Consider the following 20,791-nt stretch of genomic DNA (forward strand, 5'->3'; position numbering starts at 1 on the left):
AAATATAAACAATGAACGACTATCAAGAAAATTTACAAGTAGAACAAACTGAAACAAAACCTAAACGTAAAAAGAAAACTATTCAGGAACGTTTAGATAGAGCTTTAGAGTTAAAAGCAAAGACGGAGAAACAACTTGCTGCCATTCAGAAGCGCCTGGATGGTTATAATAAGCAAGTTGAAGAGCTCCAAGTTGAAGCACGTCTTGAAGTAATCAAGCGTTATGATATAAGTCCTGAAGAATTAGATGCTGCTCTTAAGAATTACAAGGAGGGTGATTGATAATGACATTTCAAGTTACAAACCTAAATACAAACAAAATTAGCGAATTTGCAAATCGTGCTCAATTTCTCTATGAAATGGAGCAGATTGAAACAAGACACCTGGCCACAAACACTATGGGGCGCTATAAATTAACTCATTTAAACGCTAAAACAAATGAAGTCCTAGAAGAGAAGACTGTAGAAATTCCCCCAACGGAAGGCGATCTTGAACAATCTCTGAAAGACTTTGGTTTAGCCACTGAAGGAGGAGGCTTGTTTAGTCGTCGGAAACCTAAACAAGCCCTAAAAGTTCCTCCTCAGTCAGTATCAGAACCAGAAGAGAGTAACCCAGTGAATATTGATGAAGTGGAACAAGTGTCACCTATTTCAGACACAAAAACAAATCTTCCTACTAGCAATAATGTTGTTCCTTCATCATCTTATACAGGAAGCAAACTTAACATTGTAAGTTTTGGTAAAATTGTGGCTTGGTTGATTGTTCTCTTCTTAGCCCTCTATGGAGCAGGTGTTTCACACACTATTGCAGTAGGTCTTAAAACGGGAGCAATTAAAACAACACAGTCTACACCAAAACAAACTTCAACTGTTAGTGATATGTCAGATGAACATGAAGTAGATGTTTTTAGTCGCTACTTTATTGGAGCATATCTTACAAATAGTGACCTTGATAATTTCATTAGCTCAAAGGTTTCTAACAAACCTTTTGACAAGGTGACTACAACAGCGGTCCTGCTTGAAAAGGCACAAACCAAAGATAAGCAGACTTATGAAATGACTTACGTTGTTAGTTATAACAAAGATGATAAGACTAAATCATCACGTTTCAAATTTACTGTAAAAAAAGCCAAAAAGGCTATGTATGGCTATGAGGTAACTAAGTTGCCGAAAGAGTCAGATTATCCAGGATAAAGGAGAAGAAAAATGGTTGTAGATCAAGAAGGTGCCATTAGAGAATTTAAAAATCAAGGGGTGATGACTGCCAGACTCCTATTCAATATCAGTTGCGTTCTAGCGAAAGCAGCAGCAGATGGAGCTGTTGATATAAGTAAGAAGGTTTCTGCTAAAATCGAGGCACTCCCTGGCGAGAAAAAATCTATTGATGCCCTAAAGAAGAGAGGCGATACATTAGATTACAAGCAATTCTCAAATAATGAAATGAACCTAGATAAGTTAAAAGCCTATTTGAAAGAATATGGCATTCAATTTCATGCAGAAGAGTTAGCAAATGGCAATTATAACTACTGGTTTAAATCGAAAGATCAAAAACAATTTCAAGCAGCTCTTGAAAGAGTAAAAGAAGATATTATTAACGACAAAAAACAAATTAAATCTCTTCAGAAGACTCCTAAAGACTTAAAACCTCAAGAACAAATTGCTAAACATAAGGCAGCAGCGCCAAAACAATCAGTAGGAACTAAAATTAAGAAGCCTACGAAGTCAGTTTAGGAGGGGCTTATGCAAAATAAAAAACCTAAATTCTGGCCATTTGCAGTATTAGGGCTTATCTTTGCTCTAGCTTTAAACCGTGGCTACACACTTTTTTCTATGTCTCCACCTGTAACGGCAGAACACTTATTTATGCCTTATGAGTATACAGTAACAAACTATTTCAACTCTCCTTATTTTCTCTTTAGTTCCAAGCCTTTAGGGTTTGCTGCAATGGCTATAGGTTTCTTTATTGCTCTTGTTCTTTATAGTAAAATGAGTACCACAAAAAATCTAAGATCAGGAGAAGAAGCAGGGTCGGCCCGCTTTGCGACTCCAAGAGAACTTCAGGGGTTTCAGGACAAAGAGCCTGAAAATAACATGCTTTTCACTCAGAATGTGAAGATGGGGCTTTACAACAAGCGCCTACCCTTTGAGTGGCAACTAAACAAGAATGTTCTTGCTTGTGGTCTTCCTGGTGATGGTAAAACCTTTACTTATGTTAAACCTAACCTGATGCAGATGAACGGTTCTTATGTCGTTACTGACCCTAAAGGGTTGCTAGTGCATGAAGTGGGTACAATGTTGGAAGAACATGGTTATCAAGTTAAAGTGTTTGACCTGGTAACTTTATCAAATTCAAATACGTTTAACCCTTTCAAGTATATGCACTCAGAACTAGATATAGACCGAGTAACTGAAGCTATCATTGAAGGAACTAAAAAATCAGATTCCCAGGGGGAAAACTTCTGGGTACAAGCCAACTTGCTTTTAACCAGGGCCTTAATTGGTTATCTCTATTTTGATAGTCAGGTTAGAGGATATGAACCTAACTTATCTATGATTGGGGATCTCTTGCGTAACTTGCAGCGCAAAGAGGAAGATGTTCCTGCTCCTGTAGAACTAATGTTTGAAGAGCTGGAAGAAGCACTCCCTGGCAACTATGCTTGTCGTCAATGGGACCTTTTTAATGCAAACTTTCAAGCAGAAACAAGAAACTCAGTGCTTGCTGTGATGTCTGCACAATATTCTGTCTTTGACCACCAAGCCGTGACCGATATGATTAAGACAGACTCAATGGATATTGATACATGGAACACTCAAAAGACGGCCGTCTTCATTGCAATTCCAGAAACAAATAAGGCTTTCAACTTCTTAGCCTCAACGTTCTTTGCAATTATGTTCGAGGAATTAACACATGGTGCTGATGCAATTATCCAGGGAAGACGTGAAGGCTACAGCTACGAGGACCTTCTTCACGTTCAATTTATTATTGACGAATTTGCCAACATTGGCCGTATTCCTAATTTCAATGAAGTCTTGGCCTCTGTTCGAAGCCGTGAAATGTCCATTAAGATTATCTTACAAGCCATTAACCAATTAAAAGCCCTGTATAAGGATGACTGGAAAACAATCTTAAACAATTGTGCGACTCTGGTATATCTTGGTACCAATGATGAAGACACCATGAAGTATTTCTCAATGCGTGCAGGGAAACAAACAATTGATATTCAGAACTATTCTGAAAGCCGTGGACGTGGTGGCTCAAGTAGCACGTCTCACCAGCGCCAAGGCCGTGACTTGATGACACCTGACGAGGTTGCACGTATCGGTATTGATGAAGCCTTAGTCTTTATTGCTAAGCAGAATGTTTGTCGAGATAAAAAGACAAGTGTCAACCTCCATCCTATGAAAGACTGGCTTGCGGATAGTCCTTCTGATAAAAACTGGTATGATTATGTCCGCTATGGGTCTGATATTGAAGAATTTTTGGCCAATATTGAATATGAAACAGTCGTTGATTTGACCTCTGAACTAGAAGCTGAAATTGCTAAAAATGAAGCTCAAGCAAGCAACGAAGAAGTAGAGACTAACCAAGCTGCAATGACCTCTGAAGATAATGCTGAGATTGCCTCTGAGAGTGCATTTCAAGAAACCGTCTTACCAATTCATCATGAAAAAGTCGTAGAAGACGACCTAGAAGAAACTGAAGATGTTCTGCCTTTTGCATGGGATGAAGATTGATAGTGATATAATACAAGAAACGGAGGTGATTATATGACTGAAGATATCAAACAAAAACCACGAGGTTTTAAGGGCCTGATGGAAGATTTAGGGGTAAGTACCTTTGATGAACTTATTGACTATATGCAAAACAATCCAACTGATCCACTTGTCCAGGAATTGGAAGAACTTTTAAATAAATTTTATTAGTCTAACTAAAGATAAAAGCCAGGTCAATTAAGACTTGGCTTTTTCTATTACATAAAAATGGAAGGAATAACAAATGAGCTTATATGATTACTTTGGCGTTGCAAACCCCCAAGAGCTTTATGACCTGATAACGAACGATGACCCACGAGTTGATGACCTTCAGAATTTCCTGACTTATGCGAAACAAGAAATTAACTATGAGTCACCAAAAGTTTTTAATTATGAGGCTCTATTTAAACTTGTGAATAGTGAGCAATTGATTCCAAGGGAGAATGAAGCCTATATTATTGGTTTTTCGACTCAACGGAGCCCAACATATTATGCAAAAATTTCTGGGGATATGTCTGAGAAAGAGGTTCTTAATATTGCATTTAAGGCAGATATTAAGTCTTACGCTATTGTAGATCACCCAAATATCTTTTCTCAAGATCAAGATGGTGTAATTAGAGATATTGATTGTAATATTGGATTGATTAGAGGGGTTTATGGAAATACCGCTAGGGACTGTCTTGATAGAATATCAATTTATGGTGAAGAAGGCATACTTCCGCTAAGAATGTATTCGCATGAAGCCGAGAAATATGAACCTGTTGATTTTATGGGTTACGATCATACTGCTGATTATAAAGAATTTATTATTGGAAATGATAGCATTTATGACTTGCCTGAAGAACTAACAGCAGCATCCGAACTCAGTGATTTTGTTGGCTACTATGTAGCAAAAGAACTTGAGGGCTTAAATGTTTATTATGATGAACAAAAAATTGAGTCGTTATTATGTATGAAAGCTACTATGAATAGACAGGAGGTTTTCACAGTTATCACTTATGATGACCAATTGAACATTAACGGTGTTAAGGATATGTTTATGGGTGCCTATAGTAATACCGTCGTTGACCTTGCTTTTGTCATGGATCAAGTCAATAAAGACCAAAATAAGGGCTTTATTATTAGTCATAATCATCCTTCTGGCGGATTAAGGGCTTCTAAAGCTGACATAGAGACTACAAGAGCTCTAGGACGTCTTGGCGAATTATTTGAAAAGCGCCTATACGATCACTATATTGCATCAAGCAGAGGGGTTACGTCATTAGCTCAAGAAGGTACTATTGGTCGTTCCCCTGAAGTGAGCTTTCTTGCAATGGCTAAAGAAAGGGAGGTAGACAAGTATTTGTTAAAACTTGCTGATAGTCTTGAGAAACAAAGCGCTAAATTACAAGATAGCCCTAAAAAGAAACAAGGGCGGAGCATCTAAGGGAGGAGTGAAATGAAAACAATACTACTCTTAGCAGAAAAGCCCGATCAGGCAAAAAAATATGCTAATGCTTTGGGAACCCCTAAGAAGGCTGATACTGGTTGGGATGTTTATTCCGATCAACTATCTGCCCAGGTTCTTGTCCGTCCTGCGGTTGGACACTTGGTTGAACGGTCTAACCCCTGGACTAATTTTGAAAATTGGGAAAGTGTAGACCGTCTTCCAATGTTCCCCGATCATTTTGAATTTGACATCAAAAAAAATACCAAGAAGAATTTCAACGCCATCAAGAATGCTATTAAGAACGTTGACAGTATTATGATTGGAACGGACCCAGACCGTGAAGGAGAAGCCATTGCCTATTATATTCTCAACAAGATACCAGGTAGTTTGAAAAAGGTTAGTTATCGTTTATGGGCCAACTCACTAACTCAAAAAGGGCTAGATATGGCATTTAGAAACTTAAGAAGACCTGAAGAAACAGTCAACTATTACCATGAAGCAGAAGCACGAGGGGAAGCCGACTGGCTAGTAGGTTTTAATTTGAGTCCATTTACAACTCTTATGATGCGAGATCATGAACTTATTCCTGAAAAGTCCAAAGGAATGACGGTCGGACGAGTACAGACCCCTATTGTTTCGCTAATTGTTAAAAATAACGAGGAAATAGAGAATTTTGTTTCAAAACCATTTTGGCAACTCCGATTATTTGACCAGACAAACCAGGTCGCTTTCTCTCATGAAGCCAAGTTTGAAACTGAGGCAGAAGCTGTAGAAGCCCTAGAATTATTGTCAGATAGGGCAACGATTACCCAGGTATCTTCTGAGAAAAAGTCAAAGACAGCTCCTAAACTCTATAACCTTACAGATATTCAAGCTGAAATGTCTAAACTCTATAAATTTGATGCTGATAGAACAAAAAGTATCATCCAAAGTCTCTATCAAAAAGGTTATATGTCCTATCCACGGACAAACTCAAATCTTATCACAACTAATGAATTTGATTACCTAGTAGAACATATTGACGACTATCAAGCAGCTATTGGTAAAACCATAGAAACGCCAAACAGAAGCCCTAGAAAGTTTTTTGTCAATGATAAAAAAGTGGTGGAACACTATGCTATTATTCCTACTGAGATTATCCCAGATATGGAAGAACTAGAAAAAGAAGAACGTCTGATTTATCAGATGGTGACCTTCAGAACATTATTGATGTTTGCGCCAGATTATGAGTACACGTCAACAAGTATTACCCTGGATAATAACGGACAGGAGTTTAAAACAACTGGCTCTGTGACTTTATCTAAAGGTTGGCAGGTCTATCTTCCTAGTCAAAGTAAGGAACAGGTTTTACCTCCATACCAGGAGGGACAGGAAATTGCTGTAGAACGTCAACTGAAAGAAGATGCAACAAAACCTCCTCAACGTATCACTGAAAACAGCCTTTTGAAAAAATGGCTACCTAAGTATAGCTTGGGAACACCTGCTACACGGGATGCCATGATTAAGTCTGTCCAGGATAAAGGGTATATCACAAAGGACAAAAAGAGTGGCCAACTATTCCCAACCGAACGAGGAATATTGCTAATTCATTATTTGGATAAGCTCAATATAGCTTATACCAATCCTGAAACAACTGGTAAATGGGAAACAGCACTTGCCAAGATAGGTGAAGGGAAAATGAAAAAAGAGGACTTTGTGGCCAAAGTGAGACTGGCCATAACAAAACAAATTGAACGAGGGAAAGAAATCGGATAGAAAGGAAATTAACCTATGTCAAATGCAGCAGAACGAGGACAAGCACTATCAAGCCTACTATCAAACAAGCAACGTGACGAAGCCAAAGCTAAAGATATTCTGGCTGTTGCTGAAGGTCTTGGAATGAAACTTATTCCAGAACGTGGAAACGTCTATCATTGGGAGGAACACGACTCTTTGAAACTCTACCCAGACCGAAATACATTTAGATGGTGGTCTCAAGAAACTGGTGGTGACACTATTAACCTGGTACAAGTTATTCAAGAATTAAACACTGGTAAACGTCCAAATTTCAAAGAAGCTGTCAACTACCTAATTACAGGAGAGTTTGAAAACATTGAAGTCGAGCCCCTACCAGAAAGAGAACCATTTAACTATTATCTTAAGCGTTTTGAGTCAAAAAACTTTGACCTGGGACGTGATTATCTAAAAAATGAAAGAGGGCTATCAGATGAAACGATAGACCTCTTTTTAAAAGCGGGAGTCTTGGCCCAAGCTAATCATAAGACAGGAGATTTGATTGAGCCTGTAATAGTCTTTAAGTCTCTTGATGTAGATGGTTCGCTTAAAGGAGCAACACTTCAGGGAATTGAAAATCATCCAGACATTCACGAACGAGGACACTTGAAGAAAATCATGACTCACTCTGACGGGATGATGGGTTTAACACTTGATATTGGCCAACCTAAACGCTTGGTCTTTGCAGAAGCTCCTATTGACCTTATGAGCTATTACGAGGTCCACAAGGAAAGTCTGAAAGATGTCAGACTTGTTGCTATGGATGGGCTTAAAAAAGCCACTGTGAGCCGTTATGTGGCTGATATGGCCTCTTCTGACCCGACAGGGCCTAATCGTCCGTCACAAGTCCTAAAGGACAACAGAAGGGAGCTAGGACAGCTTATTGATCGTCTACATATGCTTGATAACGTTTCTCAACGCCTAGAAGATGGTTTAATTACTCTAGCCGTAGATAATGACGAAGCAGGCCGAAAATTTATAAAAGAAAAATTTCAAGATATGAATATTCCTGTTAAAGTCGATATTCCCCCACTTGCAGAGGGGCAAAAGAAAAACGACTGGAACGACTATCTAAAAGCTAAAAAAGGACTTATCCAACTAGATAAAAAAGCCCCTGAGAAGACTCAGGAGCATACAAAAAAGGCTGAGAACGAATTCGGGGATTTACCTGGAAACCAGGAGGCAGCACCTCTACCTGAAGCGGAAAAACCGCAACCGTTGAATGAGTCGTCACCGACTCAAACTCAGTCTCAACCTTTACTTAATTTTACCATACCTGAAGAACCAAAGTCAATTTATAAACCACACTATCACCCTATTAGTAGCAAGGAATTACGTAAATTAAACCGCTATGCACAACAGCTTCAAGAAGTGGCCAAGTGGTATGATGAAACACTTGCAGGAAGTAAAGTAACTTATTTTGTCAAAGATAAGGATGAAGTTAAGTCTATTGAGATCACCTTTGAAAAAGAGCATTTTATGCACTTAACAGGTATTTATCTTATCAAGCAAGGTATCACCTCTAGCATAGCCCTAGACAATATTGTTCAAGGTCAAGGACACTTTGACAATATCTATCTTGCTAATAAAGGGGCTGCATTCTCAAAACTTCAAATTATGCCTGACCTTAAAGCTATAATTGACTCAAGTTCTTTCTATTTCAATGATGTAAGTGATATTGAAAAGTTCCATAGGTTGGATGTATCAAAGGCAATCCGTACAGAAGATAGCGATTTGGTACTTGCATTTAGGACAGATGATGGCGAAACGTTCCCTGCTTCTTTGATGAAGCCTGGTAAAACCCTAAATTTACAAATGGATGAAATAGCTGAAGAGAGGGCTATTTTGGGGGTTTATCGTAAGAAAGGAGAACAAATTGATACGCTTTCTATTAACAAGCATTATATCAAGGATGGTGGTAAAGAGATGTTAGATATCATGAATAACAATGATTTTAGTCCGATACAGTCTAAATCACAAGCAATTAAGCGAGAACAATCATTAGCAACACTCGACTCTGATGGTGATGGTTTAAGTGATGAAGTAGAAATTGCAAGAGGCACTAACCCTTATTCCCCTGACACAGACGGTGATGGAGTGCTTGACGGTCAAGAGGTTTCAGAAGGCACTGATCCACTTAACGCTACTGATAATAGCTACACTAAGCAGCAACGTGATATGACTGTAACCAACATGATTAAGAATAATGATATCAAGGCTCTTAACGAGCATTTGAAAGAAGGAATTAAGTCCTATTTTAATTCGGACAATTACAAAGAATTCCTCAACGGTATGGCCGACTTTAACAATTATTCTCCTAGAAATATCCAACTAATAAAAGCACAACTTCCTCAAGCAACATTGGTTGCCTCTTTCAATCAATGGAAAAAGCGTGGTGGTTCTGTTAAAGGACAAAAGGCTATTTATATTCAGGCACCTGTTAAAGTAACAATCAAAGATAAATACGGGAACCCTAAAATTGATCCTGAAACAGGTGAAGAACTTAAGCGATTGATTTTTAAAAGTGTCCCTGTATTTGATGTGTCTCAAGTAACACCACAAGAAGGAAAAACATTAGATATTCCAAGCATGAGTGGGGATGCTACAACTCCACTCAGCAAAGAAGACTATAACAATATGTATCGTAGTCTAAAAGAAATCTCTCAAGGCAATGGTGTTCCAATTCGGTTTGACCAAACAGAACCAGGTGTAGGTGGCTTTTATGATACAAAAAGAAATGAGATTGTTATTTCTAATCAGGCAAAACGACAACCTGCACAAGTGATCGGTACACTTATCCATGAAATGGCACACTCAGAATTACACAACGACAAAACGATTGCTGAAAATTATCCTGACCTTAAATATTCGACTGGTGAATTACAAGCTGAGTCAGTTGCCTATGTCGTTTCAAGACACCTAGGTATTGATATGGGTATAGAGCGAAGTTTTGGTTATCTAGCTTCATGGGCTGTTGCTGAAGGCGGTTTGGAAAGTTTGACTGCTCAGCTTGAGATTGTTCAAAAAGAAAGTGCTAGTTTGATTGAGCGTATTGATCACGCTATGACTAAATATCAAAAATTATCAGAAGATAAGGTTGTTAGCCGTGATAAGGTATCAATGAAAGAAAATACCTTTTATGATAGCTTAGCACAAGCAAAAAAGCGCACTAGCGGAAAAACTGCTGAAGAAGACGAAGCCCCAAAAAAATCACAAGGAATTCAAATGTAATGTCCCGCAAGAATTCCTTAACAAGAAGGGACAAAACAAAAACACTAACACAAATTGAAAGAAGAGAGGAAGATAAAGATGACGATTACTAAAGAACAAGAAACAACTGTTGAAATGACACTCATGGATTATCTTCTTGATATGGAAGATTTTATCCAAGGTAAGAAGACAATTAATGTTATGAACGTTCGTAGACCTAAAGCGGCACTTGTTAAAATCTTACAAGCTGACCTAGACGATTTTAAACAAAATGGCTTTGAAGATGGAGGTGAAGATTTCGCTGAAAATCTTACACAAACTATAACAGCTCTTGAAAATATGACTGATGCTGAATATACCAAACTCAAGCAAGATATCCTTGAGTTTGAACCTGGTTCTTAAATGGGAAATATATTTTAAATGGTCATCTTAAAAAGATGTCCATATTGTCAAAGTGTGCAAGTTGTAAAACTGCACACTTAAAAAGAGAGTACAGTTTGGAAAAGTGTCACTCATTAAAGAGAGCGCAAGCGACAAAATCAGGGGTTTGGGGTCTTCCCCAAGATTAAAAAAGTATCGCAAAAACAGGGCCTAAAATAGAGGCCTGGTTCGAGCGATTTCTTTTTTATTTCAGTATGTGGGGCCCCACATACTATGCTTGCCAGATAGAAAGTATACCCCTATATCATGGGGTTTGTCCAGCACTCTATATCCATAGATTCGGCATAACCAAAGTAGAAAAAATTGGATTATTTTTACAATAAGCAAATAATGAAGAATGGTTTTATTTAGGTTTAAGTCACAAAATACTAGCTAAAAAAATAGGCAAACATGAAAGGATGTAACAAATGGTAAAGCGTGAAAGATACATAGAATGCAAACTACGACTAAACCCTAAAGAGGTTAAAGAATTAAAAAAACGTGTAGATCAATCAAGAAAAAGTCGCCAACAATTTCTATTAGAGTTAGCACTTAATGGGGAAGTTAATAACTATGACTATTCCGAACTTATGCAACTACGTCAAGAAGTTAATGCTATTGGGCGTAACGTCAACCAAATTGTTAGATACATTCATGAAACAGGAACAGTTGAACCCGAAGCCTTTGAGATGTTACGTCAAGAGATAAAAGAAATGAACAAGGTTATCATGACTGAGTTTAGAGAAGGGAATTTATTGAAAGAAAATGCCAATTACGAAAGTACTCCAAATCAAAAAGACTGAGAACCTAAAGAGGTCTATCAACTATATCACACAAGATGCAAAGACGTTGAAAGCAGAGACAAACACTTTAGAACAAGATTCATTTCCTATGGATCTTATTGACGGGACTTTGTGTAAACGTCTAGTCAGTGGTCACAATCTTACTGATGAGTCTGATGCAGAAAATATATTTGACGACTTTGTTTTGATGAAAGAAAGTGCAGATATTTTTAATGGCCGTTCTGGATTGAACGCCTATCAATCTGATCTACATGACCCTAAAAAAGTTTTAGCACACCATATTATTCAATCTTTTTCACCTGAGGATAATTTAACCCCAGAAGAGGTTCATGAGATAGGTCGCAAAACTGTTATGGAATTGACGGGTGGACAGTATCAGTTTGTTATTGCGACACACTTGGATAAAGGACACTTACACAACCATATTATTTTAAACACTACCAATACCGTTACCCTGAAAAAATTCCAATGGAAGAAAAATACAAAACAAACTTTAGCAGCAATTTCAGATAAGTATGCAGAGATTGCAGGTGCTAAAGTTATTGAACCAAAACTAAATAATAGCTATACAAAATATTCTGCCTGGAGAAGACAAAACGTCTATAAGGTTGAAATAAAAGAACGTCTTGACTTTTTATTGAGGCACTCTCTTTCCCTGGAAGATTTCAAGGAAAAAGCAAAGAAACTAAATGTAACCGTTGATTTCTCAGGTAAGTATGTTAAGTATCGTTTAGATGACAAGGGGCAACAAAAGTTTACCCGTGATCGTACACTTTCCAAAAAAGGAAAATATTCTTTAGAGGAGATTAAGAAGGCTTTAGCAAAGAATGAAGTTGTTTATTCCAAAGAAGATGTTGCTGCAATGTACCAGGAAGAGCAAGAACAAAAAGAGGAAGACTTTGAGTATAAGTTAGATATCGAAGAGTGGCAAGTTGATGAAGTGACCTCACAAGGTATCTTTGTAACAGTTGATTTTGGTATTGACCAAAAAGGTCAAATCAAAATACCTGCACGGATGCTAGATCAGAACGAAGACGGAACTTTCACAGCTTACGTTAAACAAAAAGATTTCTTTTACTTTCTCAATCCTGACCACTCAAGTCAAAACCGCTATATCACAGGTGGAACTGTTATGAAGCAACTCTCACAAAAGAGTGGTGACCTCTTGCTTAAGAAAAACAAATACATTTCTAAGTTGGACCGCCTGGTGGATGAATTGAACTTTTTATCAGATAACAATGTCACTAACTCACAACAATACGAAGACCTGGAAAATAAACTCCTGGAACAATTAGAAGAAACCGACTTTGAGTTGGACCGTTTAGATGACCGTCTTTCAGAAGCTAACAAAATTATTGGAGCTTTATCAACTTATCAAGGCCAGTTGGCTAATGTAGAGGTTGCTGAAGAGATACTTGAGAAAAACCATATTGATAAGAATACAGACCCTTATCAAATGAAGAAAGTCTTGGAAGAAGTACAGTTAGAAAGAGCTGCTCTTAAAGAAAAACGTGATACGGTAGTAGCTAACTTAACCAAATACAAAACAATTGAGCAAGAGAAACAGCAGCATCAAAACAAAGAGAAGAAACAACAGCTTTAAAATATATCATTCAATAGGAATTGAAAACTGAATGGGGTATAATAACATAATGAATAATACAAATTTGAAAAAAACGATTGTTTTGATTGCTTTATTGACTGTGTTTTCGTTTATTACCCCCTTACTTTTAGATACTTTTCTTGGAGGACTATCTTTAGGAGAATTGTTGTCGTTTTATGCATCAATTTTTGGAACACTAATAACCTTAGTAGGTGTTGTTATGACCTTGAATTATCAAACACGACAATCAATGAGTGATGACGAGATCAAATATAAGCCTATCCTGAAAATTGATTCTGTTCCAACGGAATGTAAGGATTTTATTGGGAGGCGAGAAGTTCCTATTCTGTTTCCACCTAGTTATTCAATAAATGAATTTGATCAAGGAGATTTGAAGGATCCGTACTATTATCAATACAATGAAAACACAGAATTTCATATGATTATAAAAAATAAGGGTAGAGGGGAGGCAACGGCAGTTTCCCTAGACTCAGCAAAAATAGAGGACGTTAGTTGGGATGAGGAAAGTCATTTATATATTGGCACAAGTTTGCCGCTTTCCTTAGGTGATGAACTCTTAGTAGATGATCGAGTTGATATAATTGTGACTTTCCCAAAATTTTTATTTTTGAAAAAAGATGAAGACTATAATACTATCTTTGTTGAGTTGATGTTGTCTTATGGTGATATGTTTGAAAGGAATAGACGAAAGTTGACAATATTATCAGAATTTCGGATAGACCCTTTAAAAAAAGAAAACACTCCTCACTTTTATAAAGACGGTTATGACTATTATCAGGTAAAGGTTAGATATATGGGGTCACAACAAAAAATAGAAGGACAGTAGGCTGTAGCCTATTGTCCCTTTTTTATTTTATTGTTATGATAGGCTTTGATAGACGGACAATAGGGTTAGGCAAAACAAGGAGGACAAAATGGCAAGAATTGGTTACGCTAGAGTAAGTACAATCGATCAGAATTTAGACCGACAGCTTGAACAACTGAAAGATACAGAAAAGATATTTAAAGAGGCTGCAAGTGGAGCGAACAAAGAACGTCCGCAGCTTAAAGCCTTACTAGATTTTATTCGTGAAGGTGATATTGTTGTTGTGACTGAGTTGGAAAGACTAGGCCGTAATAACAAGGATCTAACGTTCATAATGAACTATATTCAAGAGAAGGGGGCAACTCTGGAAGTTTTAAACCTTCCAACTCTTAGAGGGATTGAGGATGACAATTTAAGAAGGCTGCTTAACAACCTGATCTTGGAAATATACAAATACCAGGCACAGGCAGAAAGAGAACGTATTAAGGAACGTCAAGCCCAGGGAATTGCTCTAGCAAAAGCTCAAGGAAAGTACACAGGTAGAAAAGCATTATTTACAGAAGATGATGAACGACTTAAGCACGCATTTGATCTATATTTATCGGGTTATTCAGACAAAGATGTTGCCTCTATGACAGGGATCAATGAAAGAACCTTCAGAAGGTATAGAGAGAAGTACAATATAGTAAGATAATTTTTCTAAGAGCTGCGTTTCTATTTTTCAACAGTAGAAGAGATATAATCGTCTTGCTATCCCTTTAGGAACCCCCAAGCTCACAAGCTTGGGGGTTATGCTTTCCGTTATTTACTATCTTCATGCTTCAGTAAGTACATGAGGACAAGGATCAGAATTACTTGTTCCATGCTATCACCTCCTTTCGTCAGTAATAACCACGCTTGCGTGGTAAGCTGAAAACGAAAGAGGGGGAGCTTGGAACATAAACAGTACAAAGATACGGAAAGCGTAAGAGTTTATCAAAACAATAATTACAAACATAAATATATTTATAATTATAATTATAAATTGTTGACAACTTAGTGAGGTTTTAGTATAATAACAGTATCAGAATTACTTGTTCCATGTCACCGTATAGGTTCATGGAAGCGTTATGAAATTTTAACGTAACGTAGTAGAACGCAGGATAACTCCTGCGTTTTTTTATGATGAATTAGATTACGTCATTTTTCCATTAACAGCAGGGAAAACTTAATCGTCTTGCTGTCCCTTTAGGAACCCCCAAGCTCACGAGCTTGGGGGTTATGCTTTCCGTTATTTACTATCTTCATGCTTCAGTAAGTACATGAGGACAAGAATAGGAGGAAGTTGATATGAGAAATACACAACGAGTTGATAGTTTGCTTGTCCTCACTTCTGATATAGCAAGGATAAATCAAATTGTTGCCCAATCACATGATTGGGAACTTAAGGAATTAGATGAATTCCTGGAAGAGTATGTTGAGGGAGACAAACTAAAGAAAACTAACCCTAAACCCGTCTTTGTTTCGACTAAACAAAATTTTAGTCTTTTTACGGTTGAGACAAAAACAATTCATGGGAAAAGCGCTTATCTTTTGACATTAGTTTCAGGGTATAGCCCTATGAATTGGGATCCAGAATTTTTTGCTGCTGCTGAGAGAGAAGTTGATTTGAGTGGAAAGCCAGTATATATGAGGTTGTACAAAGATCCTGAAGATGGTATTAATTATCCTGTAAGGTAGATAGCAATATTGATTTGAGAACAGTGTAGTGGCTACACTGTTTTTTATTGTCAAAATTCAATATAAATATCATTATAATTATATTGATGTTTATATTGACAAATATAATTATAATGATATAATAATAATATAGTTAAACAAGGAAAGGAAGCATCAAAATGAAAATCGTTACTTTTGCTGCTATTAAAGGAGGGGTGGGAAAAACCACTCTAGCATATAACCTGGGGGAAGACCTAGCTAAAAAGGGGAAGTCTGTTCTTTTTTTAGACATTGATCATCAATGCAACCTAACACAAACCTACAATATTTTTGAAGCTGAAGGAACGATAGCAAATATCTTCAGACAAAAAGGTGAGGTAACTATCCATCATGTTAAAGATAATATTGACCTTATCCCTGGTTATATCCGCCTCGACAATATTGAAAAAGACCTTGAAACAAAGTCCTTTAAAGACATGTTACTTTACATGTGGTTAGAGGATAACTATGAAAGTAAGAATTTAGGACAATACGACTATATTATAATTGATTGTCACCCTGACTTTTCGACAGCAACTAGAAATGCGGTAATTGTTAGTCATGCGGTTATAAGTCCTGTTATTCCTTCTGAACACGGTTATCATGCTAAGTTTAATCTCAAGGAGCGTCTGGAAGAGTTGAAAGCTGAGACTTTTGATTATAAAACAAGAGAAAGTTTTGTGACAGCCAAACTATTCTTTGTCGGCAACATGATTAAACATAACACAAAATCTTCTAAAGAGTTGATAGAAGCACTCGCTGAAGAAGATGATGTTATTGGATTTATTCCACAAAAAGAACTTTTTAACCGTTCAACGATGGATAAGATTTCCCTTCCTGAGATGAAAGAAGATAAGGTGATTTATCAACATAATAAAAAATTCTTTGATGATCTTGACGTGACTTTTGAAGAAATTGCTGCTAAACTATAAATATAAACATAGATATAATTATAATTATAATTATATCTAAGAAAGGGATATCTAATGGCATTTGATAAAAACAATAAAAATATTAGTGAAATGTTGAAGGCTACTGAAGAAAAAGAAACAAAACAAGAAGTAGTGAAGGTAGTAGAAGATTTTGAAAGAACAAAGCAGTTCCAATTCACGTTACAGCCCTCTGTACGTGAGAAGATAAATCGTTTAGCAAAAGAGAACGGTTATCGCTCTGCTTCATCATTTCTAAATGACTATTTCAAAAACTTATAAACACAAATACAAACATAATTATAAATATAACTATAAATATGATGACCTATTATAAGTAGGTCTTTTTTAATATATTGGAGGAAGAATGACAGCATCATTTAGTGAAATAGAGTTTCATCAAAAATTGAGGGAAAATAATCAGCAATTATTCCTTAAGATGGTAGCTTCTTACGAGAAGACGATAGCAACTAGCATGAGGGCTCAAGGCTTCAAAAGAGTTAACGAAAAAGAACGAACAGTAACCTTTTCATTTGGAACTATGACCTTTTCAAGAAGTCGTTGGAAGAAGGGAAATGTCATTAGGGTTCCTTTAGACGAACAGTTAGGACTTATTCCACGGCAGCGCTTTTCGCAAGAGTTTCTATACTTGGTGACTGTTTTGGCCTCTTTTATGCCTTACCGTAAAGTCGTTGAGGTATTTGATTTATTACAAGATATTGGTATTTCAAAGAATGTCGTTCATAGGGCCGTGTCTGAAGCAGGTAATCTCATCAAGCAAAAAGAAGAGTACGATTCTTGGGCTTTATCAGAAAGTATCGAACGAAAGGAAAAAATCAAGGCCGACATAATTTATATTGAAGGTGATGGTGTTTGGGTGAGAAAGTCGGAACGGTCCTCCGTAGAATTAAGCCATTTTGTCGTACACACGGGTTCTGATAGTAGTTGTAGAAAGAAACTGCAAAATAAATTTGAAGTTATTAACGCAAAAGTGAAAAAAGCTAAAGATACACTGCTTGATTATATAACAACTAATTTTGAGCTAGCACCAGGAACAACTATCATCACAAACTCAGATGGGGGAAAAGGCTACACCCCGTCATCATTCCGTGAATTTGTTAAATTTTGTTCCAAGGGTGAGCATATTCACTTTTGGGACCCCTACCATGTTAGTGAGTGTATCAAGAAAAATCTTACTCCTATTTCTTGCGATTTAGCTGATGCTGCAGTCAAGAAAATTAAGAAAAGAGACAGGACAGGCCTAAAGGTAATCTTAGATACAGCAGAGTCGCTATTAGAGACAGATGCTAAGATAGAGTCATTTCAGGCCTTCAAGAAACGTATCATCAATGACTTTAGCTATACGGCATCACCAAAGGATAGAGGTCTAGGGGATTTAACCATTGGTGTGATGGAGTCACAACACAGAAAAATGACATATCGAATGAAAAAACGTGGTATGTATTGGTCAGAAGAAGGTGCTGTTGCTATGGCTCAAATAATTTTGTTGTATTATTCAGGAGATTTACGGGATATATTTTTTGGTAGTTGGAGAAAAGAATACAAAAAAATAAAAAAACTAGATCATTTTGATCTAGTTAGGGGAGAAAATAAAAGTGAGCATTTGATCCCTGGAGCAAGAGTTGCACGTGATGGTTTGACTCCTATGATTAGGAAATTATGATAATAGAAAATTAAAAGAACCCTTGATATTATAGGCTTTTAAGAAACTTTATTTAGCAAAAACACTTGCAATTTACTCTAATTGTGATATAATAATCTTATAGATAAAACACGAGAAAAAGACGGAAGGTGCGCGAACACCTTTCCGCCTTACCGATTAAACAAGTAGTAGTTGCTTAATCAGTTTAAAATTATTGTATCATCAAGATAACAGTAAAGTCAAGACTGAAATGAGTGAAAACGCTACACTTTTTCGGTCTTTCTTTTATGTTCTCTTGGTGATTTTAATTTCTCCCAAAACAAGACACATACACTCTTTACTTTTTCCTTGCATTATCCCTCAAACTTTGGTAAAATTATATCTTGTGAGTGCACCTCACTTACTCGTGGCGAAAGACCATGAGTCATTAGACCAAAAGAGGAGGAAAATATCAATGGCTAAATACGAAATTCTTTATATCATTCGTCCAAACATTGAAGAAGAAGCTAAAAACGCTTTGGTAGCACGTTTCGATTCTATCTTGACTGACAACGGTGCAACTGTTGTTGAATCAAAAGATTGGGAAAAACGTCGTCTTGCATACGAAATCCAAGATTTCCGTGAAGGACTTTACCACGTTGTTAACGTTGAATCTGATAACGATTTTGCTCTTAACGAGTTTGACCGTCTTTCAAAAATCAACGGTGACATTCTTCGTCACATGATCGTTAAACTTGACGCGTAAGAAGGTAAATTATGATTAATAATGTCGTACTCGTTGGTCGCATGACCCGTGATGCGGAACTTCGTTATACACCAAGTAACGTTGCTGTTGCAACATTCAGCCTTGCGGTTAACCGTAACTTCAAGGGTGCTAATGGTGAACGTGAAACAGACTTTATTAACTGTGTTATCTGGCGCCAGCAAGCTGAAAATTTGGCTAACTGGGCTAAGAAAGGCGCATTGATTGGAATTACAGGTCGTATTCAGACTCGTAACTATGAAAATCAACAAGGTCAACGTGTTTACGTAACTGAAGTTGTCGCTGATAATTTCCAAATGTTGGAAAGCCGTGCGGCACGTGAAGGTCACAGTGGTGGTTCTTACAACGCTGGAGGATTTGATAATTCAAATTCATTCGGTGGTGGAGCTTCAACTGGTGGTTCATTTGGTGGATCACAACCTGCGCAATCTACACCAAACTTCGGTCGTGATGAGAGTCCATTTGGTAATTCAAATCCAATGGATATTTCAGATGACGATCTCCCATTCTAAGAATGGACAAAACGAATTAAATATATAAAGGAGAAATAAACATGGCTCAACAACGTCGTGGCGGATTCAAACGCCGTAAAAAAGTTGATTACATCGCAGCTAACAAAATCGAATATGTTGATTACAAAGATACTGAGCTTCTTAGCCGTTTCGTTTCAGAACGTGGTAAAATTCTTCCACGTCGTGTAACAGGAACTTCAGCTAAAAACCAACGTAAAGTAACAACAGCGATTAAACGTGCTCGCGTTATGGCACTTATGCCTTACGTAAATGAAGACTAAAAATAATACCCTCGACTGAGGGTGTTTTTTTCTGCCTTGATTATGTAGGCTTTTGTCCTTTCTAGGACTGACAGAGGAGGGTTTTGTTTTATATTTTAGGGAAAAAAGAACAACCAACTGGCTTTCTCATTCGTCTTGAGGAGCTAGTTGGTTGTTTTGTGGTATATAGAGTGTGTTTTCTAAGAAATCATCAAATTTTTGGTCGTTAACGAGGATATCAACATTATCTTTGAAGACCTTGAAGCGGTTGGATAACCAGTGTGTTTTGATATCTGCCCAATTGTTGAAGCGACTCCACCTGTAAGGAAGTGTAGGATCCTGTTTTTCAAAGACATAGATACTGCCGTCTTTTTCGTAAGCTATAGCTGTGTGGAAATTGCTGACATCACCAGGGCTATTTTGAAAGACCGATAGGAGTTTAACCTTCTCTGGAAACTTGAGTCCAGCTTTTTTCCAAGCTTTAAGGAGATCGTCTGTAGACTGATAGCTGATATTATCACCAAAAAGGAGACTGTAGAGAGCTTGATCCTTGGCAGTTAACTCTTTGTGGTGTGACTTAAGATCTATAAATTCGTTTTGAAGGGGGAGTTCTAATTTGGTGAGGTCCTCTGAGCTTGTAATAAGGTCGTGAAGAAGGAGGAAAGATGTTCGTCGACAGTTTAAGTCGTCAGTAAAGTGTGATTTATTCTCTTCAAAAGTTTTTTCATTAAGAAAGGTGACGAATTGGTTTTGATCTTTACCGATTTTACTTTTGGTCCATTTTTTGACAACTGGCTGAAGGTTTGTATTTTCCTGATTATAACGAGTAATATAAGGGGCTAGATTGTCCCAGTCTTTGGTCGGTATGCCTTTGCTTTTTAAGGCTTTGGCTAGCTGTTTTTCCTGAGTGGGAGTCGTCACGTTGTTGAAACTATAGTAAGCTTGATAGTTTTTCTGAGTATTCTTGTGGCTGCATGCCATAAGTAATAGGCAGCAAGCAATGATTAGTAGAGGGAATTTGATACGCATCTATTGGATTTCTTTCTTTTGTCTATTAACTTTAACATTTTAGTATAGAACAACCAACTGTGTCAAGATTTCTGACGTAAAAA

At 37.2% G+C, this 20,791-nt stretch carries 21 protein-coding genes; 20 read left to right on the forward strand and 1 reads right to left on the reverse strand.

The window, feature by feature from the left end; all coding sequences use genetic code 11:
- Window positions 1-11 precede the first annotated feature (11 nt).
- The 20 genes from H7U01_RS02085 to rpsR all read left to right on the forward strand — a co-directional run bounded on the left by H7U01_RS02085 (window position 12) and on the right by rpsR (window position 19,700).
- Window positions 12-281 (forward strand): hypothetical protein, encoded by a 270-nt coding sequence (locus H7U01_RS02085; protein WP_201041049.1) that lies wholly within the window; start codon window positions 12-14, stop codon window positions 279-281.
- 2 nt (window positions 282-283) lie between these two features.
- Complete coding sequence (locus H7U01_RS02090) at window positions 284-1,192, forward strand: hypothetical protein (protein ID WP_201041050.1); 909 nt, start codon at window positions 284-286, stop codon at window positions 1,190-1,192.
- A 12-nt stretch (window positions 1,193-1,204) separates the two neighbouring features.
- On the forward strand, window positions 1,205-1,729 hold the full coding sequence (locus H7U01_RS02095; RefSeq protein WP_201041051.1) for a DUF3801 domain-containing protein: 525 nt from the start codon (window positions 1,205-1,207) through the stop codon (window positions 1,727-1,729).
- Window positions 1,730-1,738: 9 nt separating this feature from the next.
- Window positions 1,739-3,733 carry a VirD4-like conjugal transfer protein, CD1115 family gene (locus tag H7U01_RS02100; protein WP_201041052.1) on the forward strand — a complete coding sequence of 665 codons (1,995 nt, stop codon included), beginning with the start codon at window positions 1,739-1,741 and terminating at the stop codon, window positions 3,731-3,733.
- 33 nt (window positions 3,734-3,766) lie between these two features.
- Window positions 3,767-3,922, forward strand: coding sequence for a hypothetical protein (locus tag H7U01_RS02105; RefSeq protein WP_156921844.1), 156 nt, complete (start codon window positions 3,767-3,769; stop codon window positions 3,920-3,922).
- A gap of 73 nt (window positions 3,923-3,995) precedes the next feature.
- Window positions 3,996-5,177, forward strand: a complete 1,182-nt coding sequence (locus tag H7U01_RS02110) for a JAB domain-containing protein (protein ID WP_201041053.1) — start codon at window positions 3,996-3,998, stop codon at window positions 5,175-5,177.
- 12 nt (window positions 5,178-5,189) lie between these two features.
- On the forward strand, window positions 5,190-6,935 hold the full coding sequence (locus tag H7U01_RS02115; protein ID WP_201041054.1) for a DNA topoisomerase: 1,746 nt from the start codon (window positions 5,190-5,192) through the stop codon (window positions 6,933-6,935).
- A 15-nt stretch (window positions 6,936-6,950) separates the two neighbouring features.
- Entirely contained in the window at window positions 6,951-10,184 is a 3,234-nt protein-coding gene (locus H7U01_RS02120; protein ID WP_201041055.1) for a PBECR4 domain-containing protein, read from the forward strand.
- Between the two features lie 78 nt (window positions 10,185-10,262).
- On the forward strand, window positions 10,263-10,565 hold the full coding sequence (locus tag H7U01_RS02125; protein WP_175062075.1) for a hypothetical protein: 303 nt from the start codon (window positions 10,263-10,265) through the stop codon (window positions 10,563-10,565).
- Between the two features lie 446 nt (window positions 10,566-11,011).
- Entirely contained in the window at window positions 11,012-11,386 is a 375-nt protein-coding gene (locus H7U01_RS02130) for a plasmid mobilization protein (protein WP_080610900.1), read from the forward strand.
- Complete coding sequence (locus tag H7U01_RS02135; RefSeq protein ID WP_201041056.1) at window positions 11,349-12,989, forward strand: helical hairpin domain-containing protein; 1,641 nt, start codon at window positions 11,349-11,351, stop codon at window positions 12,987-12,989. Before H7U01_RS02130 ends, H7U01_RS02135 begins: the two co-directional genes overlap by 38 nt.
- 49 nt (window positions 12,990-13,038) lie before the next feature.
- Window positions 13,039-13,836 carry a hypothetical protein gene (locus H7U01_RS02140; RefSeq protein WP_201041057.1) on the forward strand — a complete coding sequence of 266 codons (798 nt, stop codon included), beginning with the start codon at window positions 13,039-13,041 and terminating at the stop codon, window positions 13,834-13,836.
- 88 nt (window positions 13,837-13,924) lie between these two features.
- Window positions 13,925-14,509, forward strand: coding sequence for a recombinase family protein (locus H7U01_RS02145; protein WP_037599279.1), 585 nt, complete (start codon window positions 13,925-13,927; stop codon window positions 14,507-14,509).
- Between the two features lie 635 nt (window positions 14,510-15,144).
- Window positions 15,145-15,534 (forward strand): hypothetical protein, encoded by a 390-nt coding sequence (locus tag H7U01_RS02150; protein ID WP_049546111.1) that lies wholly within the window; start codon window positions 15,145-15,147, stop codon window positions 15,532-15,534.
- 158 nt (window positions 15,535-15,692) lie between these two features.
- Window positions 15,693-16,484, forward strand: coding sequence for a ParA family protein (locus tag H7U01_RS02155; protein WP_201041058.1), 792 nt, complete (start codon window positions 15,693-15,695; stop codon window positions 16,482-16,484).
- A gap of 90 nt (window positions 16,485-16,574) precedes the next feature.
- Window positions 16,575-16,763: a hypothetical protein gene (locus H7U01_RS02160; RefSeq protein ID WP_371482609.1), complete on the forward strand. Its 189-nt coding sequence runs from the start codon at window positions 16,575-16,577 to the stop codon at window positions 16,761-16,763.
- 85 nt (window positions 16,764-16,848) lie between these two features.
- Window positions 16,849-18,165 carry an ISLre2 family transposase gene (locus H7U01_RS02165; protein WP_201041059.1) on the forward strand — a complete coding sequence of 439 codons (1,317 nt, stop codon included), beginning with the start codon at window positions 16,849-16,851 and terminating at the stop codon, window positions 18,163-18,165.
- A 433-nt stretch (window positions 18,166-18,598) separates the two neighbouring features.
- Window positions 18,599-18,889, forward strand: a complete 291-nt coding sequence (rpsF, locus tag H7U01_RS02170; RefSeq protein WP_002884188.1) for a 30S ribosomal protein S6 — start codon at window positions 18,599-18,601, stop codon at window positions 18,887-18,889.
- Between the two features lie 11 nt (window positions 18,890-18,900).
- On the forward strand, window positions 18,901-19,419 hold the full coding sequence (locus H7U01_RS02175; RefSeq protein ID WP_002891844.1) for a single-stranded DNA-binding protein: 519 nt from the start codon (window positions 18,901-18,903) through the stop codon (window positions 19,417-19,419).
- Between the two features lie 41 nt (window positions 19,420-19,460).
- Window positions 19,461-19,700: a 30S ribosomal protein S18 gene (gene rpsR / locus H7U01_RS02180; RefSeq protein WP_000068665.1), complete on the forward strand. Its 240-nt coding sequence runs from the start codon at window positions 19,461-19,463 to the stop codon at window positions 19,698-19,700.
- Window positions 19,701-19,826: 126 nt separating this feature from the next.
- On the opposite strand, the gene H7U01_RS02185 is transcribed toward rpsR, so the two are convergent.
- The gene (locus H7U01_RS02185) at window positions 19,827-20,708 is read right to left on the reverse strand and encodes a DUF4300 family protein (protein WP_037602616.1); all 882 of its coding nucleotides are present in this window, start codon (window positions 20,706-20,708) and stop codon (window positions 19,827-19,829) included.
- Window positions 20,709-20,791 lie beyond the last annotated feature (83 nt).

The sequence above is a fragment of the Streptococcus sp. 21.1 genome, assembly GCF_016648635.1.
In the GTDB taxonomy this organism is placed as follows: Bacteria; Bacillota; Bacilli; order Lactobacillales; family Streptococcaceae; genus Streptococcus.

Coding starts and splice junctions, on each gene's coding strand:
- H7U01_RS02085 (WP_201041049.1), top strand. CDS start 12: ATGAACGACTATCAAGAAAATTTACAAGTAGAACAAACTGAAACAAAA.
- H7U01_RS02090 (WP_201041050.1), top strand. CDS start 284: ATGACATTTCAAGTTACAAACCTAAATACAAACAAAATTAGCGAATTT.
- H7U01_RS02095 (WP_201041051.1), top strand. CDS start 1,205: ATGGTTGTAGATCAAGAAGGTGCCATTAGAGAATTTAAAAATCAAGGG.
- H7U01_RS02100 (WP_201041052.1), top strand. CDS start 1,739: ATGCAAAATAAAAAACCTAAATTCTGGCCATTTGCAGTATTAGGGCTT.
- H7U01_RS02105 (WP_156921844.1), top strand. CDS start 3,767: ATGACTGAAGATATCAAACAAAAACCACGAGGTTTTAAGGGCCTGATG.
- H7U01_RS02110 (WP_201041053.1), top strand. CDS start 3,996: ATGAGCTTATATGATTACTTTGGCGTTGCAAACCCCCAAGAGCTTTAT.
- H7U01_RS02115 (WP_201041054.1), top strand. CDS start 5,190: ATGAAAACAATACTACTCTTAGCAGAAAAGCCCGATCAGGCAAAAAAA.
- H7U01_RS02120 (WP_201041055.1), top strand. CDS start 6,951: ATGTCAAATGCAGCAGAACGAGGACAAGCACTATCAAGCCTACTATCA.
- H7U01_RS02125 (WP_175062075.1), top strand. CDS start 10,263: ATGACGATTACTAAAGAACAAGAAACAACTGTTGAAATGACACTCATG.
- H7U01_RS02130 (WP_080610900.1), top strand. CDS start 11,012: ATGGTAAAGCGTGAAAGATACATAGAATGCAAACTACGACTAAACCCT.
- H7U01_RS02135 (WP_201041056.1), top strand. CDS start 11,349: ATGCCAATTACGAAAGTACTCCAAATCAAAAAGACTGAGAACCTAAAG.
- H7U01_RS02140 (WP_201041057.1), top strand. CDS start 13,039: ATGAATAATACAAATTTGAAAAAAACGATTGTTTTGATTGCTTTATTG.
- H7U01_RS02145 (WP_037599279.1), top strand. CDS start 13,925: ATGGCAAGAATTGGTTACGCTAGAGTAAGTACAATCGATCAGAATTTA.
- H7U01_RS02150 (WP_049546111.1), top strand. CDS start 15,145: ATGAGAAATACACAACGAGTTGATAGTTTGCTTGTCCTCACTTCTGAT.
- H7U01_RS02155 (WP_201041058.1), top strand. CDS start 15,693: ATGAAAATCGTTACTTTTGCTGCTATTAAAGGAGGGGTGGGAAAAACC.
- H7U01_RS02160 (WP_371482609.1), top strand. CDS start 16,575: ATGTTGAAGGCTACTGAAGAAAAAGAAACAAAACAAGAAGTAGTGAAG.
- H7U01_RS02165 (WP_201041059.1), top strand. CDS start 16,849: ATGACAGCATCATTTAGTGAAATAGAGTTTCATCAAAAATTGAGGGAA.
- rpsF (WP_002884188.1), top strand. CDS start 18,599: ATGGCTAAATACGAAATTCTTTATATCATTCGTCCAAACATTGAAGAA.
- H7U01_RS02175 (WP_002891844.1), top strand. CDS start 18,901: ATGATTAATAATGTCGTACTCGTTGGTCGCATGACCCGTGATGCGGAA.
- rpsR (WP_000068665.1), top strand. CDS start 19,461: ATGGCTCAACAACGTCGTGGCGGATTCAAACGCCGTAAAAAAGTTGAT.
- H7U01_RS02185 (WP_037602616.1), bottom strand. CDS start 20,708: ATGCGTATCAAATTCCCTCTACTAATCATTGCTTGCTGCCTATTACTT.